The 26,446-nt window shown below is 64.7% G+C and carries 23 protein-coding genes; 9 read left to right on the top strand and 14 right to left on the bottom strand.

The genetic code is table 11. The features are described from left to right. Window positions 1–49: 49 nt before the first annotated feature. The 7 genes from msrA to N5A92_RS15695 all read right to left on the bottom strand — a co-directional run bounded on the left by msrA (window position 50) and on the right by N5A92_RS15695 (window position 5,399). Window positions 50–685 carry a peptide-methionine (S)-S-oxide reductase MsrA gene (msrA, locus tag N5A92_RS15725; protein WP_260904460.1) on the bottom strand — a complete coding sequence of 212 codons (636 nt, stop codon included), beginning with the start codon at window positions 683–685 and terminating at the stop codon, window positions 50–52. An 88-nt stretch (window positions 686–773) separates the two neighbouring features. Continuing rightward, complete coding sequence (locus N5A92_RS15720) at window positions 774–1,553, bottom strand: succinate dehydrogenase iron-sulfur subunit (RefSeq protein WP_260904458.1); 780 nt, start codon at window positions 1,551–1,553, stop codon at window positions 774–776. 12 nt (window positions 1,554–1,565) lie between these two features. Beyond that, complete coding sequence (sdhA, locus tag N5A92_RS15715; RefSeq protein WP_260904456.1) at window positions 1,566–3,398, bottom strand: succinate dehydrogenase flavoprotein subunit; 1,833 nt, start codon at window positions 3,396–3,398, stop codon at window positions 1,566–1,568. 2 nt (window positions 3,399–3,400) lie between these two features. After that, the gene (gene sdhD / locus N5A92_RS15710) at window positions 3,401–3,784 is read right to left on the bottom strand and encodes a succinate dehydrogenase, hydrophobic membrane anchor protein (protein ID WP_260904454.1); all 384 of its coding nucleotides are present in this window, start codon (window positions 3,782–3,784) and stop codon (window positions 3,401–3,403) included. A 1-nt stretch (window position 3,785) separates the two neighbouring features. Continuing rightward, complete coding sequence (sdhC, locus tag N5A92_RS15705) at window positions 3,786–4,193, bottom strand: succinate dehydrogenase, cytochrome b556 subunit (RefSeq protein ID WP_260904449.1); 408 nt, start codon at window positions 4,191–4,193, stop codon at window positions 3,786–3,788. A 163-nt stretch (window positions 4,194–4,356) separates the two neighbouring features. Then, on the bottom strand, window positions 4,357–4,794 hold the full coding sequence (locus tag N5A92_RS15700) for a DoxX family protein (RefSeq protein WP_260904446.1): 438 nt from the start codon (window positions 4,792–4,794) through the stop codon (window positions 4,357–4,359). A 143-nt stretch (window positions 4,795–4,937) separates the two neighbouring features. Further along, a complete protein-coding gene (locus N5A92_RS15695) occupies window positions 4,938–5,399 on the bottom strand; it encodes a GNAT family N-acetyltransferase (protein ID WP_260904444.1) in 462 nt (153 codons plus the stop codon). A gap of 154 nt (window positions 5,400–5,553) precedes the next feature. Here N5A92_RS15695 and N5A92_RS15690 point away from each other — a divergent pair, with 154 nt between their 5' ends. The 3 genes from N5A92_RS15690 (at window position 5,554) to N5A92_RS15680 (ending at window position 7,117) form a co-directional block, all read left to right on the top strand. Next, window positions 5,554–5,913 carry a hypothetical protein gene (locus N5A92_RS15690; RefSeq protein WP_260904442.1) on the top strand — a complete coding sequence of 120 codons (360 nt, stop codon included), beginning with the start codon at window positions 5,554–5,556 and terminating at the stop codon, window positions 5,911–5,913. Window positions 5,914–5,919: 6 nt separating this feature from the next. Beyond that, a complete protein-coding gene (locus N5A92_RS15685) occupies window positions 5,920–6,744 on the top strand; it encodes a COG3904 family protein (RefSeq protein ID WP_260904440.1) in 825 nt (274 codons plus the stop codon). A 67-nt stretch (window positions 6,745–6,811) separates the two neighbouring features. Continuing rightward, window positions 6,812–7,117 (top strand): hypothetical protein, encoded by a 306-nt coding sequence (locus N5A92_RS15680; protein WP_260904437.1) that lies wholly within the window; start codon window positions 6,812–6,814, stop codon window positions 7,115–7,117. Window positions 7,118–7,121: 4 nt separating this feature from the next. Here the strand turns inward: N5A92_RS15680 and N5A92_RS15675 are convergent, their stop codons facing one another. Further along, window positions 7,122–7,577 (bottom strand): cyclic nucleotide-binding domain-containing protein, encoded by a 456-nt coding sequence (locus N5A92_RS15675; RefSeq protein ID WP_260904435.1) that lies wholly within the window; start codon window positions 7,575–7,577, stop codon window positions 7,122–7,124. Between the two features lie 55 nt (window positions 7,578–7,632). Continuing rightward, complete coding sequence (locus tag N5A92_RS15670) at window positions 7,633–8,316, bottom strand: response regulator transcription factor (RefSeq protein WP_260904432.1); 684 nt, start codon at window positions 8,314–8,316, stop codon at window positions 7,633–7,635. Window positions 8,317–8,384: 68 nt separating this feature from the next. On the opposite strand from N5A92_RS15670, the gene N5A92_RS15665 reads away from it, so the two are divergent. From N5A92_RS15665 to N5A92_RS15655, 3 genes are all read left to right on the top strand, one after another. Beyond that, on the top strand, window positions 8,385–9,017 hold the full coding sequence (locus tag N5A92_RS15665) for a L,D-transpeptidase family protein (RefSeq protein ID WP_260904430.1): 633 nt from the start codon (window positions 8,385–8,387) through the stop codon (window positions 9,015–9,017). A gap of 179 nt (window positions 9,018–9,196) precedes the next feature. Next, complete coding sequence (locus N5A92_RS15660) at window positions 9,197–13,984, top strand: NAD-glutamate dehydrogenase (protein ID WP_260904427.1); 4,788 nt, start codon at window positions 9,197–9,199, stop codon at window positions 13,982–13,984. Between the two features lie 17 nt (window positions 13,985–14,001). Further along, window positions 14,002–15,378, top strand: coding sequence for an MFS transporter (locus N5A92_RS15655; protein ID WP_425248596.1), 1,377 nt, complete (start codon window positions 14,002–14,004; stop codon window positions 15,376–15,378). 5 nt (window positions 15,379–15,383) lie between these two features. Here the strand turns inward: N5A92_RS15655 and purH are convergent, their stop codons facing one another. From purH to htpX, 4 genes are all read right to left on the bottom strand, one after another. Further along, on the bottom strand, window positions 15,384–16,997 hold the full coding sequence (gene purH / locus N5A92_RS15650) for a bifunctional phosphoribosylaminoimidazolecarboxamide formyltransferase/IMP cyclohydrolase (RefSeq protein WP_260904424.1): 1,614 nt from the start codon (window positions 16,995–16,997) through the stop codon (window positions 15,384–15,386). Between the two features lie 78 nt (window positions 16,998–17,075). Continuing rightward, on the bottom strand, window positions 17,076–18,743 hold the full coding sequence (locus tag N5A92_RS15645; protein ID WP_260904713.1) for a heparinase II/III family protein: 1,668 nt from the start codon (window positions 18,741–18,743) through the stop codon (window positions 17,076–17,078). A gap of 128 nt (window positions 18,744–18,871) precedes the next feature. Beyond that, on the bottom strand, window positions 18,872–20,257 hold the full coding sequence (locus tag N5A92_RS15640; protein WP_260904711.1) for an RsmB/NOP family class I SAM-dependent RNA methyltransferase: 1,386 nt from the start codon (window positions 20,255–20,257) through the stop codon (window positions 18,872–18,874). Beyond that, window positions 20,248–21,213 (bottom strand): zinc metalloprotease HtpX, encoded by a 966-nt coding sequence (htpX, locus tag N5A92_RS15635; RefSeq protein ID WP_260904422.1) that lies wholly within the window; start codon window positions 21,211–21,213, stop codon window positions 20,248–20,250. Before htpX ends, N5A92_RS15640 begins: the two co-directional genes overlap by 10 nt. A 156-nt stretch (window positions 21,214–21,369) precedes the next feature. On the opposite strand from htpX, the gene N5A92_RS15630 reads away from it, so the two are divergent. After that, window positions 21,370–21,579 (top strand): DUF1674 domain-containing protein, encoded by a 210-nt coding sequence (locus N5A92_RS15630; protein WP_260904710.1) that lies wholly within the window; start codon window positions 21,370–21,372, stop codon window positions 21,577–21,579. Between the two features lie 15 nt (window positions 21,580–21,594). Here the strand turns inward: N5A92_RS15630 and N5A92_RS15625 are convergent, their stop codons facing one another. After that, window positions 21,595–22,422, bottom strand: coding sequence for a ferredoxin--NADP reductase (locus N5A92_RS15625; RefSeq protein ID WP_260904420.1), 828 nt, complete (start codon window positions 22,420–22,422; stop codon window positions 21,595–21,597). A 162-nt stretch (window positions 22,423–22,584) separates the two neighbouring features. On the opposite strand from N5A92_RS15625, the gene N5A92_RS15620 reads away from it, so the two are divergent. Both N5A92_RS15620 and N5A92_RS15615 read left to right on the top strand, forming a co-directional pair. Further along, window positions 22,585–24,669 (top strand): hydantoinase/oxoprolinase family protein, encoded by a 2,085-nt coding sequence (locus N5A92_RS15620; protein ID WP_260904418.1) that lies wholly within the window; start codon window positions 22,585–22,587, stop codon window positions 24,667–24,669. Further along, window positions 24,666–26,411 (top strand): hydantoinase B/oxoprolinase family protein, encoded by a 1,746-nt coding sequence (locus N5A92_RS15615; protein WP_260904416.1) that lies wholly within the window; start codon window positions 24,666–24,668, stop codon window positions 26,409–26,411. The genes N5A92_RS15620 and N5A92_RS15615 overlap by 4 nt, the downstream gene beginning before the upstream one ends. Window positions 26,412–26,446 lie beyond the last annotated feature (35 nt).

The raw sequence follows: 26,446 nt of genomic DNA, 5'->3' as shown, positions 1-26,446 counted from the left end.
AAGGTTCGCATACGATACCCCCCGGACATTACGTGCCCTTGCCCGTGCGCTATTTCGCGATGCCGCGCAGCGCTGTCTCCCCCCAAACCTCATTCAGGCGCCGGTCGCGTCCACAGCCTTCGCGGTAGCTGTTGTAGGCATCCGCCTTGGTGATGAAGCCGAAGCGCGTGAGGATGCGCTCGTCGCTTCGGTAGTAGTTTTGGTGATAGTCCTCGGCCGGCCAGAAAGCCGATGCGGGCTCGATCGGCGTCACGACGGGCTGGCCCAGCTCGGCTTCCGCCGCCTGTTTGGCTTCCTCCGCCGCCTTTTTCTGCGCATCGTCGAGCGCATAGATTGCCGTGGTATAGCCGTGACCGCGGTCGCAGAATTGGCCGCCAGCGTCGGTGGGATCGACGGAGTGGAAGAACACGTCCAGGAGATGCTCGTAGCTCACCTGGCTGTCGTCATACTTGATCTCCACCGCTTCAAGATGGCCACCTGATTCGTAATTGCGGTAGCTGGGATTTTCCGTCTCGCCGCCCGTATAGCCGGAGACGGTGGAAAGCACCCCCTGAACCTTGTCGAAGTCCGCTTCGACGCACCAGAAGCAGCCGCCGGCGAAGATGGCGGTCTTCGTTTCCGCCGTGGCGGAATTGGCAAAGGATACCGCAAAGAAAAGCGCGGCTGCAGCGGCGAGGCGGATCATGGCAGGTCTCTCCCTTTTCACGGCAAGACCTACTCCGCAGGGCATCGATTGCAAATTCAATCCGCTACACGCTTGCGTGAGCGGCGGTTCAGACCCGCCGCTCCACCATCATCTGCTTGATCTCGGCGATTGCCTTGGCCGGATTCAGCCCCTTTGGGCACGCCTGCGTGCAGTTCATGATGGTGTGGCAACGGTAGAGCCGGAAGGGGTCTTCCAGGTTGTCGAGTCGCTCGCCTGTGGCCTCGTCGCGTGAATCGATGAGCCAGCGATAGGCCTGCAGCAGCACCGCCGGGCCCAGGTAGCGCTCGCCGTTCCACCAGTAGCTGGGGCACGACGTCTGGCAGCAGAAGCACAGGATGCACTCGTAGAGGCCGTCGAGCTTCGCCCTATCCTCGTGGCTCTGCTGCCACTCCTTGGCGGGCTCGGGCGTGACCGTCTGCAGCCAAGGCTCGATGGAGGAAAGCTGCGCGTAGGGCACGGAAAGATCCGGCACGAGGTCCTTCACCACCGGCATGTGCGGCAGCGGGTATACCTTCACGGCGTCGCCGATCTCGTCCATGCCCTTCGTGCAGGCGAGCGTGTTGGCGCCATCGATATTCATCGCGCACGACCCGCAGATGCCTTCGCGGCAGGAGCGGCGGAAGGTGAGTGTTGGATCGATCTTGTTCTTGATCCAGATGAGGGCGTCGAGGACCATTGGGCCGCAATCGTCCATATCGACGAAATAGGTGTCGACGCGAGGGTTCTCCGTGTCGTCCGGCGACCAGCGGTAGACCCGATACTCGCGCAGATTGGTGGCGCCTCCGGGCTTCGTCCAGACCTTGCCCTGCTGGACTTTGGAGTTCTTGGGAAGGGTGAGTTGGACCATGATATCCTCGGGTCAGTAAACCCGCGCCTTCGGCGCGATCTTTGCCGGGTCGATGCCGCCCTCATTGTGGCCCAGCATCGGCTCGGTGTGGACCGGGCGGTAGTCGAGGCTGACCTTGCCGGCCTCGTCCACCCAGGAAAGCGTGTGCTTGCGCCAGTTCTCGTCGTCGCGCCCGGAAAAGTCCTCGCGGGCGTGGGCGCCGCGGCTTTCCTTGCGCGCCTCAGCCGAATAGACCGTAGTGACGGCATTCGCCATCAGGTTTTCGAGCTCAAGCGTTTCCATCAGGTCCGAATTCCAGATCATCGAGCGGTCGTGGACCTTGATATCCGAAAGCTCCTCCCACACAGCAGAGATGCGCTTACATCCCTGCTCTAGCGTTTCTTGTGTGCGGAAGACGGCGGCGTCTTCCTGCATGGCGCGCTGCATTTTCTCGCGCACGGCGGCCGTCGGCGTGCCGCCGCTGGCATGGCGCAGCCTGTCGAAGCGGTCCATGATCTTTTCGCAGGCGACTTCGTTGACCGACGGGACTTTCGAATCACGATCGACCACCTTGCCGGCGCGGATGGCCGCTGCGCGACCGAAGACGACAAGGTCGATGAGGGAGTTGGAGCCGAGCCGGTTGGCGCCGTGCACGGAGGCGCAGGCCGCCTCGCCGACGGCCATCAGGCCGGGGGCGACGGCGTCCGGATCGTCCTTGGTCGGGTTCAGCACCTCGCCCCAATAGTTCGTCGGGATGCCTCCCATGTTGTAATGCACGGTCGGCAGCACGGGGATGGGCTCACGGGTGACGTCGACGCCTGCGAAAATACGTGCCGATTCGGCGATGCCGGGCAGGCGCTCGTGGATCACCGCGGGATCGAGGTGGTCGAGGTGCAGGAAGATGTGGTCCTTCTCCTTGCCCACGCCGCGGCCCTCGCGGATTTCCACCGTCATGCAGCGTGAGACGACGTCGCGCGAGGCAAGGTCCTTGGCGGACGGGGCATAGCGCTCCATGAAGCGCTCGCCCTCGGAATTGACGAGATAGCCGCCCTCGCCGCGCACGCCTTCGGTGATGAGGCAGCCGGCGCCGTAGATGCCCGTCGGATGGAACTGCACGAATTCCATGTCCTGCAGCGGCAGACCGGCGCGGGCGATCATGGCGTTGCCGTCGCCCGTGCAGGTGTGCGCGGAGGTGCAGGAGAAGTAGGTACGGCCGTAGCCGCCAGTCGCTAGTACCACCATCTTGGCGGCAAAGCGGTGGATGGTGCCGTCCTCAAGGTTCCAGGCGACAACGCCGGTGCAGGCGCCATCCGTCATGATGAGGTCGAGGGCGAAATATTCGACGAAGAACTGGGCGTGGTTCTTCACCGACTGACCGTAGAGGGTGTGAAGGATGGCATGGCCGGTGCGGTCGGCGGCGGCACAGGTGCGCTGAACGGGCGGGCCCTCGCCGAAATTCTGCATGTGGCCGCCGAAGGGGCGCTGGTAGATCTTGCCTTCTTCGGTGCGCGAGAAGGGGACGCCGTAGTGCTCAAGCTCGTAGACGGCGGCCGGAGCCTCGCGGGCGAGATATTCCATGGCGTCGACGTCGCCCAGCCAGTCGGAGCCCTTGACCGTGTCGTAGAGGTGCCACTGCCAGTGGTCCGGCCCCATGTTCTTGAGCGAGGCGGCGATGCCGCCCTGGGCGGCTACCGTGTGCGAGCGCGTGGGGAAGACCTTGGTGACGCAGGCTGTCTTCAGGCCCTGTTCGGCCATGCCCAGGGTGGCGCGCAAGCCGGCGCCGCCGGCACCCACCACCACCACATCGAAGGCGTGGTCGACAAACTCGTAGGCCGCGCCGGCCTTCTTCTCAGTTGCGTCAGCCATATTCAGGCTCCGAAAGCGATTTTGAAGAGGGCGTAGAGCGCCGTAGCGCCAACGACGAGGGGGAAGAAGGTGTTGAGCACGATAAGGATGATCTTCGAACCTTCGCCGTGTACGTAATCCTCGATGATGACCTGCATGCCGAGCCGCATATGATAGAGCACCGAAAGCAGCGCGAAGGCGATGATGATCGCCACCGTCGGGTGGGCGAGTGCGGCGCGCACTTCCTCGTACGGTGCGCCGCTATAGGCAATGACGAAGCCGATGAAGAACAGGACGAGCGGCAGGTTGGCGATCGCGGTCAGCCGTTGGCGCCAGAAATGATCCGTGCCTTCCTTGGCCGAGCCGAGGCCGCGTACGCGGTTCAAAGGGGTGCGCATATCGGCCATCTCAGAACCCTCCCCTGACGGCGTAACCGACGATCCAGACGAGGAGCGTCAGCACGACCGAGCCGATCAGATTGGCGGTCGCAATGCGCGTCGACGTCTGCTTGCCCAGCCCGTGACCGGTGTCCCAGATAAGATGGCGAATGCCGCCCAGCATGTGGTGCAGCAGCGTCCAAGTGTAGCCGAAGAGCACGAGCCGGCCGAGGAAGGAGCCGAACAGGCCGTTGACGAAGTCGAACAGTTCCCTGGAGCCGGCCGCAGCCACCAGCCAGACGGCGAAGAGCACTGTGCCGAAATAGAGCGCTGCACCAGTGATTCGGTGCAGGATCGACATCAGCATGGTGGGCGTGAAGCGGTAGATTTGCAGGTGCGGCGAGACCGGCCTCGCCCGGGTGGCTGTGGATTTGCTCATGGCTTCCCCGTTTCGTCGCCGAAGGAACCATGGCGCATCAGGCAGCAACTGCCAGGCCGCCCCAAGCCTCCGGCACGAGGCTTTCTAATGCGCTTTTCGCAGTGCGTCAAAGCCGCAGAGATGCCGGAGGGTGCTTGAATCGATTGAAGCTTCTGGCCGCGCCTTAGTTTGAAGCATGTCGACTTTCTCCGGGCAGCTGGGGCTGCCAGATGAGGCCCCTCCGGAGAGCCAGCCTGTCGCCGGGCCCATGCACCGCCGCGAACAGGAGGCCAGCGACGAAGATAAAGTGATTGACAAAGAAGCCGAATTTCATCGGATCATCGCTCCATTGCGACGGGCCGTAGAAGGCAAAGCCCAGGAACAGCACGTAGGCGGCCGCAATGAGCGCGGCTTCGGAGAAGAACGCACCGGTCAGAAAGGCGGCAACAAGGGCAACCTCAAAAAAGGCGGCGATCCATGCAAGCAGCAGCGGAACGGGGAAGCCTATCGACGCTATTTGGGCCGCTGTCTCCTCCATCCCGGCGAACTTGAAGCCCGCCGCCATGGCAAAGGCGCCCGCGAAAATCAGCCTTGCGATGAGAATTGCAATGGTCTTGCTCATGTGATTCCCTCCTCCTCACATATCATGGGGCGAGCACAGGACGTATGAGAGGCGCTCATTCCGACACCGTGCAGCCCACGTCCCGCCATCGGTATGCTTAGCGCGCGGTCGATGAAATCGTGCAAAGTGCCTCCCGCACCCGCTCACTTTTCGTCGAAGCGAATCACGTGGCTGGTCCAGTCGGCAGGCGCGGCGACCTGGCCGTAGAGCCTGCGGCCTTCGGATGGTTCGCGCGGCGCGTTCAGCACCAGCCTTGCCCATCCACGCTCTTCCGCCTGGTCGCCCACCACGTCGATCAGCGCCTTGGCGATGCCCTTTCCGCGATGTTCGTGATGCACATAGACGTGCTCCAAGAGCCCGTAGCGCATGCCGGAGATGGGGTCGGGCAGGTCGTAGAAGACGGCGAAAGCCACCAGTGCCCCGTCCATGCGCGCCCCGACGATCTCCGCCACGCGGTCCTGCAACAGCGTTTCGGCGTAGAACTCGTCCGGCCGGCGCGGTGCGCCGCGCTTCAGCGACTGGGTGTAGGCGGCAAGAAGCGGTGCCAGCGCATGCGCATCTTTCAGCCGCAGCGGTGCGATGTCGATCCTTTGATCCTCGCTCATGCCATTCAGACCCTTCTCCCGATCCACAATCATTCGACGAAATTAACCACATCTGTCAACGACCGGGGATTTGGGCACCAGCCGGCGTGACAACAGTTAATTAAGCGTTAATCTTACAGGTAAGGAGGCCGCGACAACAAAGGAGCGTTGCCCCATGTCTTCACACAGACGCCTGGCGTCCGGCAAAAGCCTGGCCGCGCTTGCGGTCCTGCTGGCGGCGGCCATGCCCGCCTTCGCCGGTGGCGAGAAAGTCTATGCCGACAGTTTCGGGAACCTCATCGTCCGCAGTCCGGCCGGCTACAAGCGCATCGTCGTTGGCAAGGGCTATCTGGCCGAGGACCTAGCCTACGGCCGCCATGGAGAGTCCAAGGTGGTCTATCTCGAAGAGGATCGCGGCGCACTATACCTGCGTAAGCGCAAAAGCTGCCGCTATGGGACCCTTCTGCACGGGCGCAGTTACATGTACGGCCTGCCGGACAATGTCGTGCCGGTGCCGACAGTTTCCTGTCGCTAGACAAGCATGAGCGGTCCTCTCGCCCGAGCCATGGACGCTGCGCGGTACGATGCGCCGGCGCGAGGGCGTATTGATGAGCAGGCGCCGATAAGCTGGCTCCTCGTCATTCTCGTTCTAGGCATCGCCCTCTTTTTCGGCATTGGCCTGCGCGAGGTTGTCGACAGGAACGGGGGCTTCGGACTGCACAACGGCTCGTCGCCGGAACGTCTTTCGCCGGTTCCACCGCGGGCGGTGGATAAAGGTCCGGGCGGCCTGCCGTCCGTCGGCCCGCGCCAGTCTGGCGTCATCGACAGGGAGATCTTGCGCCAGCCGATGTCCTTTGTGCTCGCCGCCGACGGCACGCTGAGAGCGATCGGCAGCATAGAGCCGGGCGCGGCAGGAAGGCTTGAAGCGGAGCTTAAGATGCACGGCGCGGATGTTCGGCGCATCAGCCTCAATTCACCCGGCGGCGCGCTCGACGATGCCATCGTCATGGCGCGCATGTTGCGCGAGCGCGGCATCGCCACGGTAGTGGAGGACGGCGCCATCTGCGCTTCCTCCTGTCCGCTGGTAATGGCCGGCGGGGTAACGCGCACGGTCGGGCGGCGCGCCCTCCTCGGCTTGCATCAGTTCTATATCGCCGGTGATGCGATCAGCGATCCGGCGCGGGCCATGGCCGATGCGCAGATGACGACGGCGCGTATATCCCGCCACTTGAACAAGATGGGAATCGATCCGGCCCTCTGGCTCCATGCGCTCGATACGCCACCCGGCGAGCTCTACTATCTGAGCGTCGAGGATATGCGGCGCTACCGGCTCGTCGCCTCGCCAGAGAGCTTGGTGCAGGGGTAGATAGGGGCAGCGCGCGGAACCGCGCTTTACCGCAAGCGTTGGTAAGGGACCTTCGAGGAACATTCCCATGGCCGACACGAAACTGCTGACCGACCACAACCATATCCGCGATTGGGCCGCCGCGCGCGCCGGCCAGCCGGCCTTGAACGACCCGACGCCGGGTATGCCGGAGAGCGAGCCGGTCCTTTCCTTCGCCTTTGGGCAGCACGCCTACCAGGATACCGACGAAGGCGCCGACCGCCTTGGCGGCGTGCAGCCTATCGAGTGGGACGAATGGTTCCGCATCTTCGAGGAGCGGCGGCTGGCGCTCGTGGTGAGCCGGGATGTGCCCGGCCAGCGCGATGAGTTCCACGAATTGGTGCGCCGTCCGTAATCCCCTACTTGGCCAGCCGTGAGGCAACGGTGCCGATGCGCGTCAGCATGGCTTGCAGTTCGGCCGCGATGCGGCGGTGCAGCTTGACCGCGGTTTCCGGAAATTCTTCCAGGATGCGGCGGAACATCGAACGACTCAGGCGAATCACTTTCACATCCGTCTGCGCGACCGCGCCTGTCAGGCGTTCACTCTCGGCGATCAGTGCCAGCTCCCCAAGCATAGCGCCAGGGCCGTGGACGGAGATGATCTCGCGCCGGTCGCCCTGCTGATGGTAAAGCGCCACTGTTCCCGTGGCGACCACGAAGGCGCAGTCGGCGGGTGCACCTTCTGCATAGAGTTTATGGCCGGCGCCGAGCGAGATGGTCTCGGCGCCGAAAGCCATGAGGCGCAGCTGTTCGTGCGTGAAGCCCTCGAAGAGTCCCACGCCGGACAGAACGCGAATATCATCGTCCAGCGCCATGCGGTCGTCGTCCCCGCTCGTTCCCGGCTGCTACTGGCGCCCCCAACACCGAACCTCAAGGAACGAGTTTGTATCCGCCGCTTTCTGTCACAAGAATTTCAGCTTTGGAAGGATCGCGTTCGATCTTTTGCCGCAGCCGGTAGACATGGGTCTCCAGCGTATGTGTGGTAACGCCTGAATTATAGCCCCAGACTTCCTCCAGAAGAATGTCCCGCGTCACTACCTTCTGCTCGGCGCGGTACAGATATTTTATAATAGCCGCTTCCTTCTCCGTCAGGCGAATCTTGCCACCCCGATCGTCGAGCAAGAGCTTCTGGCCCGGCTTGAAGGTGTAGGGTCCGACGGTGAACTTGGCATCCTCGCTCTGCTCATGCTGGCGCATCTGCGCGCGGATGCGCGCCAAAAGCACAGCAAAGCGGAAGGGCTTCGTGACATAATCGTTGGCGCCGGCTTCCAGCCCGAGGATCGTATCGGAATCGGTATCCTGCGCCGTCAGCATGATGATCGGTGCGCGATAGCCGCCCTTGCGGAGCAGCTTGACTGCCTCGCGGCCGTCCATATCCGGCAGACCGACATCCATGATGGTGAGGTCGACCATCGAGTGGCGCGCGGCGCGGATACCGTTGGCGGCTGTCGCTTCCTGCAGGAGATCGAACTCCTCGTAAAGCGCCAGCTGCTCGACGAGCGTGGCCCGCAGATCCTCGTCGTCGTCAACAATCAGGATGGTTCGTGGCGTCATATGTCAATCCGTTGATTCGTAAGCCGATGCCGTTGACCCCGCCCCGTTTTTCGCCGAACGTCCCGTTTATGCGTAACAAGGCCGACACGAAAGACCATAACGGCTATTTGTTCGATAAGGCAATTATACTGCAGAAATGCGGCCGGGACAGCGCGTTGCGCAAGGGGCGCCGAAAAGCCCCGGTCATTACCGTGCGTGCGCGGCCGGGGAACTCCGCGCAGGGGCTCCTTTCCATCGACGGCCGTGTCTTTCTATGTGCGCTCGGGCGCGGCGGCGTCAGCGCTTTGAAGCGCGAGGGGGACGGCGCAACGCCGTTGGCCGTGCTGCGTCCACTGGGTGTCTTCCACCGGCCCGACCGCCGGCTTCCCGCCATCGCCGGCACGCCGCTGAAGACCACATCGATCCGTGCCGGTATCGGCTGGTGCGATGCGCCAGGTGATCCGAACTACAACCGCCCGGTGCGTCTGCCTTACAAGGCTTCCCACGAGGAGATGCTGCGCGGCGACAGGCTCTACGACGTGTGCGTCGTGCTGGACTGGAATATCCGGCCGCGCCGCCGCGGGCGCGGCAGCGCCATCTTCCTTCACATGGCCCGGCCGGGCATGAAGCCGACAGAGGGCTGCATCGCCGTTGCGCCGGGCACAATGGCTATGCTCCTGCCGCGGCTGTCGCGGCGGGCGCGGATCGTGGTGCTGCGCTAGGTGTCCCGCCGCTCACACGCTAGGTGCCGCGGCGGGCGCGTCATCAATATTACGCCACATCGGTACTACATTGCGCGCGGGAAGAGCGGCCCTTTACCGTCCGCCGCAATCATGGGATCGTCAGCCCGGCATCATGGGGCATATAATAGCGGTAACTACCGTGGGAGTGGGAGAACTGCATGACGGCCAAGGCAAAGCTCGTGAAATCCTCGAAACCCAGTTTGGCCGACGTGAAGGCACCCGATGCGGAGCGTTTGCGCGAACTCCTGATCTCCCGTGCCCCCGCGGAAGACCTGGAAAGCTACGACCGTGCCGCGCTCGATCGTTCCGTCGAACTCGTGCTGACGGCGCTGAAGAAGCACCGACCGGGCAAAAGCGTGGTCGAGGTCGAGGCATCGCCAGGGATCGAGCGCGCGGGCCGCAATGTCACTACGGTCACCCTCATCAATGACAACATGCCCTTTCTGTTCGATTCGGTGCTCGGCGAGATCACGGAGTCGGCGGGGGAGCCGTCGCTTCTGTTGCACCCGGTGCTTCTGGTGCGTTACGGCGAAGACGGAATCAGCGAGATTCTCGGTGATGCAGTGGCCAAGGCAGCGCGCAACGCGGACCAGGTTAGCGTAATCCACGTCCACCTGCCCAGGCTGTCATCCGACCAGTGCACAGCGCTGAAGGCGCGACTTGCCCACATTCTCGCGCAGGTGCGTGTCGCCGTCGGCGACTGGAAGCCGATGCTGGCCCGCCTCGACCAGGAGATCACGCAGCTGCGTTACGCGCCGGTGCCGCTCGACCCCGAGGCGGTGACCGAGGCGATCGCCTTTCTCGAGTGGCTGCGTGACGACAATTTCACCTTTCTCGGCATGCGGGAGTTCCGCTACACGGGCGGCGAGAAGAACGGCACGCTGGAGCGCGCCCACAAGAAGGGCCTTGGCATCCTGGCTGATCCCGACGTGCTGGTGCTCAGGCGCGGCTCGGAGGCCGTCTCCACCACCCCGGAAATCCGCGCCTTCCTACACGGGCCGGAGCCGCTGATCGTCACCAAGGCGAATGCCAAGTCGATGGTGCATCGCCGTGCCTATCTCGATTATGTTGGGGTGAAGACGTTCAACGATGACGGCGAGCTGACGGGCGAGTTGCGGATTGTCGGCCTCTTCACCTCGACCGCCTATACGCGCTCGGTGATGAAGATCCCCTATCTGCGCTCCAAGGCCGAGGCCGTGATCGCCCGCTCCGGCTTCGCGCCGACGGACCATTCCGGCAAGGCACTCATCAATGTCCTTGAATCTTACCCGCGCGACGAGCTTTTCCAGATCGGCGTGCCGCGCCTGCGCAAGCATGCAGAGGCTATTCTAGGCCTCGGCGACCGGCCGCGTGTACGCGTGCTCTACCGCATCGACCAGTTCGACCGCTTCGTCTCTGTCATCGTCTTCGTGCCGCGCGACCGCTACGATTCCCGTGTCCGCAGGGAAATCGGCGAACATCTGAAGACGTCCTTCGACGGGCGGGTGTCAGCCTTCTATCCGGCATTCCCGGAAGGCTCGCTGGCACGCGTTCACTTCATCATCGGACGCTCGGGCGGCAGGACGCCGCGGATAGAGGCGGAGAAGCTGGAAGCCGGCGTCCGCGATATCGTGCGCACCTGGGATGACACGCTGCGCGAGGCAGTGGAGGATACCGGTGTCGACGATGCTATTGCAGCGACAGCCGCCCGCTTTCCAGAGAGCTACCGAAACAGCTTTGAGCCGGCGACCGCCCTTGGCGACGCCGGGCGTATCGTGGGCCTCTCCTCCGTCCATCCCATCGCCATCGACTTCCACCGCCATAGCGACCAGAAGCCGAACCAGGCGGCGCTGAAGATCTACCACTTCGGCATGCCTGTAGCGCTCAGCCGGCGGGTACCGCTCCTTGAGAACATGGGTTTCCGGGTCATCAGCGAACGCACTTTCGAGATCGGCGGAGTGGGAGAAGACCTCGTCTTCCTGCATGACATGGAGCTGGAGAGCGCCTTCGACGGCGCCATCGACCTGACCGACAGCGGTGCCCTCTTCGAGGAACTGTTCCTGGCCGTCTGGCACCAGGAATACGACAACGACAATTTCAACGCGCTGGCCCACACAGCGCGGTTGAGGGCTTCCGAGATCGCCGTGCTGCGTGCTTACAGCCGCTACCTTCACCAGGCGAACATCCCGCAGAGCCAGGGCTTCATCGCCGGCACGCTGAACCGCTATCCGCAGATCGCCGACAAGCTCTTCCGCCTGTTCGTCGCACGTTTCAGCCCGCGGCGCGGGACGGACGATGCCGCAGAAGCGCGAGAGAGGGAGATAATAGCGGAGATCGAGAGTGCGCTCGATGGCGTACCGAGCCTCGACGACGACACCATCATCCGCCGCATGCTCAATCTCGTCAAATCGACCCTGCGTACCAATTTCTTCGCCGAGCGTTCGCTGCCGGGCAAGCGCTCGCTGGCGCTCAAGTTCGATTCGCACGCGGTCGAGGGACTGCCGCAGCCGCGCCCCTGGCGCGAGATCTTCGTCTATGGGCCGGAGGTCGAGGGCGTGCATTTGCGCTTCGGTCCGGTGGCGCGCGGCGGCCTGCGCTGGTCCGACCGGGCGCAGGACTACCGCACTGAGGTGCTGGGCCTAGTCAAGGCACAGCAGGTGAAAAACGGCGTCATCGTGCCGGTGGGTGCCAAGGGCGGCTTCTATCCGCGGCGGTTGCCGGCCGGCGGCAGCCGCCACGAGATTTTCGAGGCCGGGCGGCAGGCTTATATCAACTTTGTCTCAAGCCTGCTTTCGATCACAGACAACCTGGAGGGCGACCAAGTGGTGCCGCCCGAGGCCGTGGTGCGCCACGACCGCGACGACCCCTATTTCGTGGTCGCCGCGGACAAGGGCACGGCCACCTTCTCCGACACGGCCAATGAGATCAGTCAGGCGCATGACTTCTGGCTTGACGATGCATTCGCCTCGGGCGGCTCGGCCGGTTACGACCACAAGAAGATGGGGATTACCGCGCGCGGCGCCTGGGAGGCGGTGAAACGACACTTCCGCGAGATGAACTGCGATATCCAGGCGGAGCCGTTCACGGTGGTCGGTGTCGGCGACATGTCCGGCGATGTGTTCGGCAACGGCATGCTTCTGTCGCCCGCCACCCGGCTCATTGCCGCTTTCGATCATCGCGACATCTTCATCGATCCCGATCCCGACACGGCGGCTTCCTTTGCCGAGCGCAAGCGGCTGTTCGAAATGGGACGGTCGAGCTGGCAGGATTACGACAAGTCCAAGCTTTCCAAAGGCGGCATCATCGTCTCGCGTGCGCAGAAGCAGATCGAGCTCAGCCGCGAGGCGGCGGACGCCATCGGACTGGAGGGCACGACCGGTTCACCGGCGGAGATCATGCGCGCCATCCTGAAAGCGCCGGTCGACCTTCTGTGGTTCGGTGGCATCGGCACCTATATACGCGCATCAGGCGAATCCAACGCCGACGCCGGCGACCGTGCCAACGACCTTATCCGCATCACGGCGCGGGAAGTGGGCGCCAAGGTCATCGGCGAGGGCGCCAATCTGGGCGTCACTCAGCGCGGGCGGATTGAATTCAACCTTGCCGGCGGGCGCTGCAATTCGGATGCCATCGACAATTCCGGCGGTGTCAACTCCTCCGATCTTGAGGTCAACATCAAGATCGCGCTGGCCGGCGCCATGCGCTCCGGCTCGCTGACGCGGCCGGCCCGCAACAATCTGCTTTCGGCGATGACGGAGGAAGTGGCCGGCCTGGTGCTGGAGAACAACTACCGGCAGACGCTGGCGATCTCGCTGGTCGAGCAGCGTGGCCTCTCCGACCTGCCGCACCAGGCGCGCATGATGACGGTGTTCGAGAACGAGGGGCATCTCGATCGTGGGGTGGAGTTCCTGCCCGGCCCGCAGGCGATTTCTGAGCGCGAGAGCCGCGGTGAACCGCTGACGAGGGCGGAGATCGGAGTGCTGCTTGCCTATGCCAAGATCGTGCTGTTCGACGAGCTTGTAGCGAGCGGCGTTCCGGACGAGCAGCATTTCGAAACCGATCTGTTCGCCTATTTCCCCGACAGGATGCGGCAGAAATACGCCACCGAGATACGCGGTCACCGGCTGCGCCGAGAGATCATCGCCACCGAGCTTGCCAATGACGTTATCGACCGCGGCGGGCCGACCTTCATCACACGCCTGCAGGACATGACCGGCCGGCCGGCACACGAGATCGTCGCGGCCTATGCTGTGGTGCGCGACGGCTTCGGCCTGCGCGCGCTGCACGCGGCCATAGATGCGCTGGACACAAAGATAGACGGTCAGGTCCAGCTTCAACTTTACCAGCGGGTGTGGCGGCTGATCGTTGCCGCCACGGCCTGGCAGTTGAAGAACGGCGGAGTGGGGGCGGAGGTCGGCAGCCGCATTGAGCGGCTTTCCGCTGCGCGCAAGACGCTGGAGCCGAAGCTGGGACGCGTGCTGCCAACCTTTCTCAGCGAGAGGGTCGCCTCTGAGACGGAGCGGCTCAAGGCGGAAGGGGTGCCCTCATCGCTGGCCGAACGGCTCGCCTTCCTCGACGTATCCGAACTGGTGCCGGATATCGCACTTGCAGCGGACACGGCGGACGCGGAGCTTGCCAAGGCGGCGAGCGCCTTCTTCACCGTCACTGAAGCTTTCCGCATCGGTCGCATCGAGGCGGCGGCGCATTCCATTACGCCGACCGACTACTACGACGGGCTGGCGCTCGCCCGTGCTATCGACACGATCGATGCTGCGCGGCGCAGCATCACGATCGCCGCACTCCGCACCCACCGCGATGCCGACGATTCGGCCGCACAGTGGGCAACCGACGGCGGTGAACGGGTGGGGCGCGTGCGCGAGAGCCTGCAGGCGCTGACGGATGCCGGCGAGATCACCGTTTCGCGGCTTACTGTCGCCGCGGGTCTTCTGGCGGATTTGGCCGCTTGAGCGGGACCGGGGCGGCCATGGAGGGGGTGGTCACACGGGCCAGCCGCGGCGGCATCTGGGGCTGGATGTTCTTCGACTGGGCGCAACAGCCCTTCCATACGCTTGTCGTCACCTTCGTTTTCGCACCTTATTTCGCCGCGGCGGTAGCGCCCGACGCGGCGCGCGGTCAGGAACTGTGGGGGTTGGCGACCGGCATAGGCGGGCTGATGATCGCCTTTTCCTCGCCGGTGCTCGGCGCCATTGCCGACGCATCGGGACCGCGCAAACCCTGGGTTTTCTGCTTTTCCGTCATCGGCGTAGCGGCCTGCACGGGCCTATGGTTCGCCGTGCCTGGAATGGAAACCCTGTGGCCAATCCTCGTGCTGGTGGCGCTCGCCGTCTTCGGCATGGAGTTCGCCGCGGTCTTCAACAACGCGATGATGCCCGCCCTCGTGCCGCGCGCCGAGCTCGGGCGGCTTTCCGGCTCGGCATGGGGATTGGGCTATCTTGGCGGGCTCGCCTCGCTGGTGCTGGTGCTCGGCTTCATGGCCGCCTCGCCCGACAGCGGCCGCACGCTGCTGGGCTTCGAGCCCGTCTTCGGCCTCGACGCGGAAACACGGGAAGGCGACCGGGCGGCGGGGCCCTTCACGGCGCTGTGGTATATCGTCTTCGTGTTGCCGATGTTCCTGTTCACGCCCGACCAGCCGCGCCGCAGCATGGCAGGTTCCGTGCGGAAGGGGTTGCAGCAGCTCGGCACGACACTCCGCCGCCTGCCTTCGGAGCGCAGCTATTTCAGCTTCCTCGCCTCGTCGATGCTCTATCGCGACGCCCTCAATGCGCTTTACGCTTTCGGGGGGATCTATGCCGCCGGCGTGCTTGGCCTATCCATCGTGCAGATTGGCCTGTTCGGCATCCTGGCGAACCTCACCGGTGCTCTTGGGGCCTGGGTAGGCGGGCGAATGGATCAAACCTACGGGCCGAAGCTCGTGGTCAGCATCTCGATCCTGACCTTGAGCCTCTGCTGTCTGCTGGTGATCTCCACCACCAGGGGCGAAGTCCTGTTCGTGCCGCTCGACACGGCCGATTCGCAGCTTCCCGTCACTCTCTTCTTCATCGCTGGCGCCTTTATCGGCGCTGCCGGCGGCGCCATCCAGGCCGCCTCGCGCACGCTCCTGGTCGATCAGGCGCCGCGGGCGCAGGTGGCAGAGGCATTCGGGCTTTATGCGCTTTCCGGCAAGGCGACCACCTTCATCGGCCCGCTATCGGTGGCCGCGGCGACGGCCTATTTCTCCAGCGGCGCCTTTTCCCCGGAAGACGCGCAGCGGCTGGGGGTGACGCCGATCCTGGTGCTTTTCATTCTGGGACTGGTGCTCCTGCCCTTCGTGAGAAGCAATCAAAAGGTAGTGGCTGCCTAACCTTCTCAATGCCGGAAATGCCGCATCCCGGTGAAAACCATGGCAATCCCGTGCTCATCGGCAGCCGCGATCACTTCCTCGTCGCGCATGGAGCCGCCAGGTTGGATGACGGCGGTCGCGCCCGCCTCCACCGCCGACAAAAGTCCGTCGGCGAAGGGGAAGAAAGCGTCCGAAGCCACCACCGACCCTTTGGTCAACGGCGCACCACCAGCGGCCTCGGCGGCATCCTCGGCTTTGCGCGCGGCGATGCGGGCTGAATCGACGCGGCTCATCTGGCCGGCGCCGATGCCCACCGTGGCGAGATCCTTTGCATAGACGATGGCATTCGACTTCACGTGCTTTGCGATGCGGAAAGCAAACCTCAAGTCCGCCATCTCCTTCTCGCTGGGCGCACGCTTCGTCACCACCCTCAGTTCGAGGTCGTCGACGGTGCCGTTGTCGCGGGTTTGCACGAGCAGGCCGCCGGCCACCGTCTTGGCCGTAAGCCCCGGCTGGCGGGAGTCAGCAACGCCGCCGGTCAGGAGCAGGCGCAGGTTCTTTTTCGCAGCAATCAGCGCCCGCGCCTCCTCGCTCGCATCCGGCGCGATGATGACTTCGGTGAAGATTTTGGCAATCTCCTCCGCTGCTTCGGCGTCCAGCATCCGGTTCAGCGCCACGATACCACCGAAGGCGGAGACGGGGTCGCAAGCGAGCGCTTTCCGATAAGCCTCGGCTAGAGATGTCCCTTCGGCCACGCCGCAGGGGTTGGCGTGCTTGATGATCGCGACGGCGGCGCTCTTTTCCGGGTCGAACTCCGAGACCAGTTCGAAAGCGGCGTCGGTGTCATTGATGTTGTTGTAGGACAGCTGCTTGCCCTGCACCTGGTGCGCCGTGGCCACACCCGGCCGCTGCTCTCCGGTAACGTAGAAGCCCGCCTCCTGGTGGGGATTCTCGCCATAGCGCATCACCTGCTTGAGGCGCCCACCGAAGGCACGCCACTCGGGCGTGGGGACGGAAAGCGTTTCGGCAAACCATTGCGAAATTGCCGCATCATAGGCGGCGGTGCGGGCATAGGCCTTGGCCGCAAGCTCCTGGCGTAGGCGGTAGGGCAGCGCGCCGTCATTCTCACCGAGCGCCGCCAGCACCTTTTCATAATCAGCCGGGTCGGTGACGACGGCGACATAGGCGTGGTTCTTCGCCGCCGCGCGCAGCATCGCCGGGCCGCCGATGTCGATGTTCTCGACCGTGGCCGCGTAATCTCCACCGCCGAAACGCACTTCCTCGAAGGGGTAGAGATTGATGATGACGAGGTCGATCGGCTGGATCGCGTGCTCGTCCATCGCCGCCTTGTGCTCCGCATCGTCGCGAATGCCGAGAAGGCCGCCGTGGACGGACGGATGCAGCGTCTTTACCCGCCCGTCCATGATCTCCGGAAAGCCCGTCAACTCGGAGACGTCGCGCACCGAAAGACCTTCCTTGGCCAAGGTCGCCGCCGTGCCGCCCGTCGAGACAAGCTCGACATTCCTGTCCGCAAGCGCGCGGGCGAAGGCGGCGATACCCGTTTTGTCGGAAACGGAGATCAGGGCCCGGCGGATGGGTACGAGGTCGGGCGCGGGAATGTTTTTGGCGGAAACGGTCATCGTCGTGCTTTCTTCCGTGAGCAGGCCGTTGGCCTAGCACAGGGCGCGCTCAAATCAAGCTGCCGCAAGGCCGCGGCGTCAAATCCGCTCTGCAATGCTGTGGGTGCGCAGGAACTGCCAGCGCACTTCGGGTAGTTCCGGTGCGGAGAAATGCAGCACGATCTGCCGGCTGCGACAGGGGCCGGCGATGGCGGCGAAGAAAATCGACTCCTCCACCACGGGCTCCACGCCACTACACGAGAATACCCACGTATCGGTGCCTTCACCGGCAAGGATAAGCAACCCCTGGTCGTCGCGGTAGAGCTCGATGTCCGGGTGGATGTGGAAACGCACGGCGACGGCGCAGGGCCGGCCGGCCGAATGGCTGTTGCCCGCCTGGAACCGATCGAGCCCCTGGAGAAGGGCACCATCCTGCGAGAGCGCGAGCTCGCGCTCGTGCAAGAGACCGAAGCGCTGCACATAGCCGTCGTGGCTGGCGGCGAATGCCTGTGTATCGGGCGTGTCCATGCGCCGGCGCTCCACCTTGCGCGGACCGCCGATGAGGGGCGTGCCGATCCACTCGTCCCAACCGCTCGACAGCGCGAAGCGCGCCTGGGAGGTGTCGTCCAGCGTCACGGTGGAGTGCGCTGCGGTGGCGCGGGCTAGCGGTCGGAAGGCCTCGGCACCGAAGCTGTCAACGCCGCAATTGACGATGAATTGATGCCGCCCCGATGACATCTCAAAGGAAAGGCAGCCTGCATGGGCGTGGTTGGAAAGCTCCGGCGGTGGCGGTGCCGCGGTGTCGGCGAGCACCGTCGTCATCCCCATCGCCAACCGCTCATACCCCGAATAGGGCGCCTGGGAGAGTGGCGCACCGCCTGTGTCGTCATGGCGCAGGATAGCTGCCACGCGGTCGTGGATGGTCACGCCCATGCCATTGAAGCGGGCGAGGCTGCCGTCCCGATGGCGGAAGAAGCGCAGGGCCGGGAGCATGCGCTCCACCGCACCGACCAACGCGTCGGGGGGCGATTCGGCCTGGTTCGCGTATGTCTGGCGCAGCGGCAGGAGGTCGGCCAGAAGCTCCATGACGGCACGCGGATTGCGCGAGATGTGGCCACCGTCCGGCAGGATCTGGCGATCGAGCTCGATGCCCAGATTGCGCGTGGCGGAGCGCAAAGCGGAAACCGGCGTGGGCAGCGACAGGGCTGCGAAGGCGAGTGCCACGCGAGCGCGCAGCTTTTCCTCGCCGTCCGGCATCTCCGGCGCCATGGAGCGCAGATAGCGCACCTGGATAGCGAGCACCTTCAGGAACTGGCGATAGAAGGTCAGATCCGCCCCTTGCAGTACGACAGCCGAATGCTGCAGCCAGGCAATGATGCGCCGCGCTGTGACCGCGGGGCTCCAGGCGAAACCGGTGATGCGCCGGCCATGGAGCCCGATCCAGTCGGCAACCAGCGCCCGCGCGTTGGCGGCAGCAAGCTCGGATTGGGCGGCATTAAGATGACGTAGCCAGCGGAAGTCGTGCAGGCTCTCCAGCCAAGCCTGGTTGCGGACCTGCAGATGAAAGGGCGACTGGCCGCCCGTTTCCACCAGTTGGCCGGAAAGCAGAAAGCGCCCGTGGTAGATTTCGCGCGCAATCTCCGGGTCTGCCAGCCGTAGGTCCGGCGGTGCGATCAACACACGTTCGGGTGTGCGCCCGGTATAACGCCAACGATAGGCCGGCCCCGTGCGCAACCGCCGGCGAAGCCGCCGCCAGCCCTCACGCATCGCCAGGTTCCACAGTAGCGGGCTATAGCCGCCAGCTATCGTCAACGAACGCACCTATTCCTCGAAGCGCCTCCCGCCCATACTAAGAGTCTAAGTGATTCAACAGTTTGTGCGAAGGAGAAATGTTGCTACCTCAAACGCCGTAGGCGCGCGGCGAAAAAACCATCGACGTTGTCGAGGCGATCCCTCCCGGCAGGCGTCGTGCGCAGCCAGCCCTCCGGCGTGATGAAATGCTTGGCGCCCGGCAATTCTTCGGGCCCGATCCGGTCGAGCATTACATCGTCTCTTTGCTCAAGAAGGCCCGCCACAAGCGCCTCGCCTTCGGCGGGATCGAGGGAGCAGTTGGAGAAGACGACGGTACCGCCCGGCCGTACGAAGGTAAGTGCGCGCTCAAGAAGTCGTTTCTGCAAATCCGCCAGCTTGGCGATGTCCTCGGGCGTCTTGGTCCAGACGACGTCAGGGTGGCGGCGCACCGTGCCGGTGGAGGAGCAGGGCGCGTCAAGCAGCACTGCATCGAAAAGCCGTTCCGGCTGCCACGCCAGAATATCGGCTTCGACGATGTCTGCCTCAAGGCCGAGCCGCTGCAGATTGTCCCTCAGCCGTTTCAGGCGATTTGCGGACTGGTCGACCGCCGTCACACGGGCACCGGTAAGGGCGAGTTGAGCGGTCTTGCCACCGGGGGCGGCGCAGAGGTCGGCAACAGTATTTCCCGCGACATTGCCAAGGAGCCGAGCCGGCAGACTGGCGGCGGCGTCCTGCACCCACCACTCGCCTTTCCCATATCCCGGCAGTTCCGGCACCGGCGCTGCCAACCGCTCAACGCGTATCGAACTGTTGGGCAGCACCCGCCCGCCCAGCCGCTCGGCCCAAAGGTCGGGGTCGGATTTGACAGTGAAATCCACCGGCGGCTCCAGCCGATGCGCCTTGATGATCGCGTCCGCCTGCTCGGTACCATAGGCGGCCGCCAGCCGCTCACCAAACCATGCGGGTGCATCGCTGGTCTCGACCAGCGCCCTCGGCAGCGCTTCCTCCTTATGACGGGCGATGTTACGCAAGATCCCGTTCACCAGTCCCGAAAAGCGTGCCGTGCGTGGATCGGCGCCGGCATGGGTGACGGCAAGGTCAACGGCGGCGCTGTCCGGCACGTCGAGGAACAGGATTTGCGCTGCTCCGACGTGCAGGATGTGCGACAGAGCGTGGGCGCCCGCCGGCAAGGGGCGTTGCAGCCGCTCGCTCACCAGTTTCTTTATGGTGCAGCGATGGCGCAGCGCACTTGCTAGAATGGCGCGGACCAGGGAGCGATCGCGCGACTCGAGTGCAAGGAAGTGCGGATGGCCGTGCTCGCCGTCGGTCAGTGCGTCGAGCGGCGTGCGGGCATCGATCACCGCACCCAGCAATTTGGCGGCAGTGCGGCGGACCTGGAGGCCAGGCTTATCTTCGTGTCCCTGTGCCGCCGGACGCTTCCTTTGCGGTGGCTTGCGCGAAAAGCGCCCCTTCGCATGCGTCACGACCAGGGGCCTTTGCGCCCACCGCCGTTGCGGCTCCAGGGACCAGCCGCGGAGCCGCCGCCCCACGGTCCGCCGGCGCTCGGCCCCTCAGGCGGCATTCCACCCCCAAGTCCCACACCCGCTTTCCGTTCCATCGCCTGCAGGGCAGCGATGCGGTTTTCCGTGGCGGGGTGGGTGGAGAACAGGTTGTCCATGTTCTGCCCGGATAGCGGGTTGATGATGAACATGTGCGCGGTGGCAGGATTGCGCTCGGCATCCTGGTTCACGACCTGCTGCGCACCCCGGGCGATCTTGCCGAGTGCCGAGGCGAGCCACAGCGGCTGGCCGCAGATCTCCGCGCCGCGCCGGTCGGCGGCATATTCGCGCGTGCGGCTGATCGCCATCTGCACCAGCATTGCCGCCAGAGGCGCCACGATGATGGCGACGAGAATGCCGATGAAGCCGAACGGATTGTTGTTGCTGCGCCCGCCGCCGAAGAACAGCGCGAAATTGCCCAGCATCGAGATGGCGCCGGCCAGCGTGGCGGTGATCGTCATGGTTAGCGTGTCGCGGTTCTGCACGTGCGCCAGCTCATGCGCCATGACGCCGGCCACCTCCTCTGCAGACAGGCGGCTTAGAAGCCCCGTCGTCGCGGCGACCGCGGCGTTCTGCGGGTTGCGGCCGGTGGCGAAAGCGTTGGGCTGCGGATTGTCGATGACATAAACGCGCGGCATGGGCAGGCCGGCATTCGCGGCTAGGCCGCGTACGATACGATAGAACTCCGGCGCGGTACGCTCATCGACCTCTTTCGCATGGTGCATCCTGAGCACCATCTTATCGGCATTCCAGTAGCTGAACAGGTTCATGCCGGCGGCGATGGCAAGGGCGATCATCATGCCGCCCGTTCCGCCGACGAGATAGCCGACGCCCATGAAGAGCGCCGTCATGAACGCCAGAAGCATTGCCGTACGAATCATGTTCATGGCCAGTGGCTCCATTCGCCGCCCGACCGGCCGGAGCAGGCGGGGGACGCATCCCGTACATTCTCTCCGCCGTCATTTTACGGCGGCGATCCATTCGCCTATATGATGGGAAGGCAGCAATGCATATTCAACAAACGCGCCTTTGGCCGCGACGGAATGAAGCCTGTGAGTGAAGACACGAACAAAACTGGGATGCCACGCGAGCTGCCGCCCGCCGCACAGCGCGCGTTAAAGGAGGCGGAAGAGCGGCGGCGACAGCAGGCAGAGCGGGAAAAGAATGCTCCGCGGGAGATCGGTGGCCGGAAAGGTCTTGATCCGGCGCGCTACGGCGACTGGGAAGTCAAAGGCATCGCCAGCGACTTTTGAGCCGTCCGGCTTCGCCTACCCGACGAAGGCACGCTCCACCACGAAATCGGCGGGTTCGGCGTTGGAGCCTTCCTTGAGGCCGGCCTTCTCCGCCAGCGCCTTTACGTCCTTCAGCATGTTCATGGAGCCGCAGATCATCACGCGGTCGGTCGCCGGGTCTAAGGGCTCGGTGCCCAGCGCTTTGAACAACTCGCCGTTCTCGATGAGCGTCGTAATGCGACCCGTGTGCGGCGAGGGCTCGCGCGTGGTGGAGGCGAAATAGTGAAGCCTGCCCTCGGTCAACTCGCCGATCAGCGGATCCTCGCGGGTTGTCTCGATCAGTTCCTCGCCGTACCTCAGCTCCGCCACGTCGCGGCAGGTGTGGGTGAGGATGACCTGCTCGAACTTGTCGTAGGTCTCGGGGTCGCGCATAAGGCTGGCGAAGGGCGCAATGCCGGTGCCCGTGGAGATCATGTAGAGGCGCTTTCCCGGCGTCAGCGCATCGTTGACCAGCGTGCCCGTCGACTTCTGCCGCATCAGCACGGTGTCGCCCGGCTGGATCTTCTGCAGGTGCTGTGTAAGCGGCCCGTCCGGCACCTTAATGGAGAAGAACTCCACTTCCTCGTCCCAGTTGGGGCTGGCGATGGAATAGGCGCGGAAGACCGGCTTCTCCGCGTTCGGCAGGCCGATCATGACGAACTCGCCGGAGCGGAAGCGGAAGCTCTGCGGCCGCGTGATGCGGAAGGAGAAGAGCCGGTCCGTGTAATGCTTCACCGAAACCACGCGCTCGGCATAGACGCCGGCGGGAATCGGGAACTCCAGCGCCTGGACGGCTTCGGTGTTGCGCAGGGCGGCAGTGTTCATGGACTGATCCTTATGTCCGTCGCGGTTCCAGCCTGTCTTGCGAGCGCACTCTTGCTTCACAAGATTATTAGTATACAAATGATTTTAGGGTCAAGCTCCTAGGGGAAAAGACCTATTCCAAAACGCCGCCTGGAAAAAGGTTTTGCATTCCGGATTTTCAGCATGAGTGAGAAAAGCGGCGCAGAATCAGGCCACGTCGTAGCAGGCATCGACGTCGGGGGTACATTTACCGACCTTCTGCTGGTCGACGGGCGTGGCGGTGGTCCTGCCCGCGTAGCCGTCGCCAAGACACCCACAACGACTGACAATCAGGCCCACGGCGTGGTGAACGCGCTTCACGAGGCCGGCGTGCCGGCCTCGGAAATCGACCTCATCGTGCATGGCACGACGACCACCACCAATGCCGTGCTCGAGCGCCGGCTGGCGGTGACGGGCATGATCACCACCAGGGGCTTTCGCGATGTGATCGAGCTCGGCCGGCGCACCCGGCCGCAAGCCTATGGCATGACCGGCACCTTCACGCCCGTCATCCCGCGCAATCTGCGCCTGGAAGTCGCCGAGCGCATGGATGCCTCGGGACGCTTGCTGGAGCCGCTCGACGAAGAGGGGCTGCGTGAAGCGCTGCGCCAGCTGCTCGACGCCGGCTGCGTTTCCCTTGTCATCCACTTCCTGCATGCCTATGCCAACCCGGCGCATGAGCAGCGCGCGGCGGAGATCGCGCAGGAGATCTGGCCGACCGACCACATCACCACCGGCCATTCGCTGCTGTCGGAAGCGCGGGAGTTCGAGCGCGGAGTGACGGCGGCCGTCAACGCCGCCGTACAGCCGATCCTCGAGCGCTACGTCGCCCGGCTGTCGGAGGAGCTGAAGACACTCGGCTACCGACGCGATTTCCTCGTGATGAACGGCAATGGCGGGATGATTTCGGCGGCGAACGTCGCACGCGAGGCGGCGAAGACGGTGATGTCGGGCCCGGCTTCCGGCGTCATGGCCGCTGCCTATACGGCGCGGCGGGCAGGGGTGGAGAACCTGATCACCTACGACATGGGCGGCACGTCGACCGACGTGGCGCTGGTGCGCGGGGGGCAGGCTGCCGTCTCCAACGAAATCGAGATCGAATATGCCATGCCGATCCATGTACCCATGGTGGACGTGCACACGGTGGGCGCGGGCGGCGGCTCCATCGCCAGGGTCAACGATGCGGGGCTGATCGAGGTGGGGCCGGAGAGCGCCGGTGCGGTCCCGGGACCGATCTGCTACGGCCGAGGCGGAATGGAGCCCACAATCTCCGATGCCAACCTGCTGCTTGGGAGACTGAACCCGCAAAAGCTGCTGTCGGTGGATAGCCCGGTATCGGTCGACGACGTGAAGGCGGTCTTTACGGAGAAACTCGGCCGGCATATGGGGTTCGGCGCGGTGGAGGCGGCGGGTGCTTTGTTGAAGCTCGCCGATATCAAGATGGCGGGCGCCATCCGCATGGTCTCACTCGGCAAGGGGCACGACCCGCGCGATTTCGCCCTCTTCGCCTTTGGCGGTGCCGGGCCGCTGCACGCTTCGGCGCTTGCCCGCGAACTTGGCATCCCGCGCGTCATGGTGCCGGCGCGGCCGGGCATCACCAATGCGCTCGGCTGCGTGGTGGCTGACCTCAGGCACGACTTCGTCAACACGGTGAACCGGCCGGTCGCCGATCTCGATCTCGACCTGGTGCGCGGGGTGCTCGAGGCGCAGCGCGCAGAGGGCGAAACACTGATCGCCGGGGAGACCGTGCGGCCGGAGCGCATGAAGTATACGCACTCAGCCGACATGCAGTTCGTCGGTCAGACGCACCTCTTGAACGTGCCGCTGCCCGGCCCCGAGGTGGACCGCGAGACGTTGCAGGCACTCTTCGAGGAAGCCTATTTCACCCGCTTCAAGGTGCGGCTGCCGGAAATCCGCGCTAACCTGGTGAACCTCAACACCTCCGTCGTCGGCGTACGGCCCGAGATCGACCTCGCCACGCTGATCGACCCTGCGGGCCGTATGCAGCGGCTGGAGGAGGCGCTGGTGGAGACGCGGCCGGTGTGGTTTGACGGTGCCTGGCACGACACGCCCGTCTACAGCCGTGCGAAGCTGCCGCTCGACGCTGTCATCGAGGGACCGGCTATCCTGGAGCAGCTCGACACGACAACGGTGATCGAGCCTGGTGACAGGGCGGCGATGGATGGTGACGGGAATATCCTTATCACCGTGGGAGGGGCTGAAGGATGACGGCAGCCAAACTCGACGCCATAACTCTTTCTGTTATCCAGGCGGCGCTGCAGCAGGTCTGCGACGAGATGGACCTGGTATTCTCCCGCGCCGCCTTCTCTCCCGTCATCGCCGAGGCCAACGACCGCTCCGATGGTATCTACTCGGCCGAGGACGGCTCGCTGATCGCGCAGGGGGCGGGCGGGCTGCCGGTGTTCGTCGGGGTGATGCAGTATTCGACCGGGACGCTGATCGAGCGTATCCGCGAGGGTCTGACGGCGGCGCCCGAGCCGGGCGACATCTACATCGTCAACGACCCCTATCTGGGCGGCACGCATCTCATGGATGTGCGGTTCGCCATGCCGGTATGGCGCGACGGCGAGATCTATTGCTGGCTCTCCAACACCGGGCACTGGCCGGATATCGGCGGTGCAGTGCCGGGTGGGTTTTCCGCCTCCGCCACCGCGGTCGAGCAGGAGGGGCTGCGTCTGCCGCCGGTGAAGCTCTTCAAGAAAGGCGCGCTCGATCCCGAGATCTACGCCATCATCTCGTCCAACATCCGCGTGGCGGACCAGCGCATCGGCGATATCCGCGCGCAGGCGGCGGCGCTCGAAGTGGGTGCCGAACGGCTGGCGGAAGTGCTCGACCGCTACGGCGACGACACGGTGCGCGCGGCGATCGCGGAGCTGCGCGCCCGCGCGGCGGCGCAGATGCGGGCGCGCATCGCCGACATTCCCGACGGCGTCTACCGGGGCGAGGCTTATGTGGATTCGGACGGGGTGGTGGATGCGCCGCTGACGATCGCGCTGGCGGTCGAGAAAAAGGGCGACCAACTCATCTTCGACTTCGCCGGCTCCAGTCCACCCTGTGCCGGGCCGATGAACAGCGTTTTGGCGACGACGCTCTCCTCCGTTTACCTCGCCATGCGGCATATCTTCCCGGAGGTGCCGCTTTCCGCCGGCGCCTTCGACCCGCTTGTCGTCAAGCGGCCGGAAGGCACGTTCCTCGATGCGCATTATCCGCGCCCTGTCTCAGGCTGTGCGGCGGAGGTCTCGCAGCGCATCGCGGAAGCCGTCTTCTCCGCCATGGTGAAGGCGCTTCCAGATGAGGTGACGGCTGCACCTGCCGGCTCCAGCGGCAATTTTGCACTGGGCGGGCACGATCCGGCGCGCGGGCGCGACTTCGTCATGTACCAGATTTCGGGCGGCGGCTATGGCGGCAACGCGCGCCATGACGGGCTTTCCAACGGCTGCTCGACCATCGGCATCTCAAAGTCGCCGCCCATCGAGGTGATGGAGCAGGCGTTTCCCGTGCTCTACCGGCGCTATGCGCTGCGCGAGGGCTCGGGCGGGGCGGGGCGCCAGCGCGGTGGCTTCGGGCTTGCCTACGAGGTGGAGCTTCTGCGCGGGGAGGCTCGTGCCTCCTTCGTCATGGATCACGGCCGCACCGGACCGCAGGGTGCGCTCGGCGGGGCGGACGGGGCAGTGAACACCGTAACCGTCTGGCGCGATGGCGAGGCACACGTGCCGCCGCATCTTTCCAAGGAGCAGGATATCCCGCTGAAGGCCGGCGACCGGGTATCCGTCGGCACGCCAGGCGGCGGCGGATACGGTGATCCGCTCGAGCGGAAGCCGGAGCTGGTTCTGCGGGACGTGGCGCTGGGATACTACACGGCCGAGCAGGCCGAAGCGCTGTTCGGCGTAGTGCTCAGCGCGGACGGCGGCGCCATCGACGCAGGGGCGACGGCAAGGCGGCGGGGATAGCTGCCACTACGGCAGGCTCACCACCGCAGATTGTC

Origin of the sequence: Chelativorans salis, assembly GCF_025336525.1 — a bacterium.
Classification (GTDB): Bacteria; Pseudomonadota; Alphaproteobacteria; order Rhizobiales; family Rhizobiaceae; genus Chelativorans; species Chelativorans salis.
Note: the sequence above shows the minus strand (reverse complement) of the source record. Positions and strands in the feature narration are given on the sequence as shown.

What these genes read in the sequence shown, in the direction of transcription:
- msrA (WP_260904460.1), bottom strand. Translation starts at nt 685, where the DNA reads ATGATCCGCCTCGCCGCTGCAGCCGCGCTTTTCTTTGCGGTATCCTTT.
- N5A92_RS15720 (WP_260904458.1), bottom strand. Translation starts at nt 1,553, where the DNA reads ATGGTCCAACTCACCCTTCCCAAGAACTCCAAAGTCCAGCAGGGCAAG.
- sdhA (WP_260904456.1), bottom strand. Translation starts at nt 3,398, where the DNA reads ATGGCTGACGCAACTGAGAAGAAGGCCGGCGCGGCCTACGAGTTTGTC.
- sdhD (WP_260904454.1), bottom strand. Translation starts at nt 3,784, where the DNA reads ATGGCCGATATGCGCACCCCTTTGAACCGCGTACGCGGCCTCGGCTCG.
- sdhC (WP_260904449.1), bottom strand. Translation starts at nt 4,193, where the DNA reads ATGAGCAAATCCACAGCCACCCGGGCGAGGCCGGTCTCGCCGCACCTG.
- N5A92_RS15700 (WP_260904446.1), bottom strand. Translation starts at nt 4,794, where the DNA reads ATGAGCAAGACCATTGCAATTCTCATCGCAAGGCTGATTTTCGCGGGC.
- N5A92_RS15695 (WP_260904444.1), bottom strand. Translation starts at nt 5,399, where the DNA reads ATGAGCGAGGATCAAAGGATCGACATCGCACCGCTGCGGCTGAAAGAT.
- N5A92_RS15690 (WP_260904442.1), top strand. Translation starts at nt 5,554, where the DNA reads ATGTCTTCACACAGACGCCTGGCGTCCGGCAAAAGCCTGGCCGCGCTT.
- N5A92_RS15685 (WP_260904440.1), top strand. Translation starts at nt 5,920, where the DNA reads ATGAGCGGTCCTCTCGCCCGAGCCATGGACGCTGCGCGGTACGATGCG.
- N5A92_RS15680 (WP_260904437.1), top strand. Translation starts at nt 6,812, where the DNA reads ATGGCCGACACGAAACTGCTGACCGACCACAACCATATCCGCGATTGG.
- N5A92_RS15675 (WP_260904435.1), bottom strand. Translation starts at nt 7,577, where the DNA reads ATGGCGCTGGACGATGATATTCGCGTTCTGTCCGGCGTGGGACTCTTC.
- N5A92_RS15670 (WP_260904432.1), bottom strand. Translation starts at nt 8,316, where the DNA reads ATGACGCCACGAACCATCCTGATTGTTGACGACGACGAGGATCTGCGG.
- N5A92_RS15665 (WP_260904430.1), top strand. Translation starts at nt 8,385, where the DNA reads ATGCGTAACAAGGCCGACACGAAAGACCATAACGGCTATTTGTTCGAT.
- N5A92_RS15660 (WP_260904427.1), top strand. Translation starts at nt 9,197, where the DNA reads ATGACGGCCAAGGCAAAGCTCGTGAAATCCTCGAAACCCAGTTTGGCC.
- N5A92_RS15655 (WP_425248596.1), top strand. Translation starts at nt 14,002, where the DNA reads ATGGAGGGGGTGGTCACACGGGCCAGCCGCGGCGGCATCTGGGGCTGG.
- purH (WP_260904424.1), bottom strand. Translation starts at nt 16,997, where the DNA reads ATGACCGTTTCCGCCAAAAACATTCCCGCGCCCGACCTCGTACCCATC.
- N5A92_RS15645 (WP_260904713.1), bottom strand. Translation starts at nt 18,743, where the DNA reads ATGCGTGAGGGCTGGCGGCGGCTTCGCCGGCGGTTGCGCACGGGGCCG.
- htpX (WP_260904422.1), bottom strand. Translation starts at nt 21,213, where the DNA reads ATGAACATGATTCGTACGGCAATGCTTCTGGCGTTCATGACGGCGCTC.
- N5A92_RS15630 (WP_260904710.1), top strand. Translation starts at nt 21,370, where the DNA reads ATGAAGCCTGTGAGTGAAGACACGAACAAAACTGGGATGCCACGCGAG.
- N5A92_RS15625 (WP_260904420.1), bottom strand. Translation starts at nt 22,422, where the DNA reads ATGAACACTGCCGCCCTGCGCAACACCGAAGCCGTCCAGGCGCTGGAG.
- N5A92_RS15620 (WP_260904418.1), top strand. Translation starts at nt 22,585, where the DNA reads ATGAGTGAGAAAAGCGGCGCAGAATCAGGCCACGTCGTAGCAGGCATC.
- N5A92_RS15615 (WP_260904416.1), top strand. Translation starts at nt 24,666, where the DNA reads ATGACGGCAGCCAAACTCGACGCCATAACTCTTTCTGTTATCCAGGCG.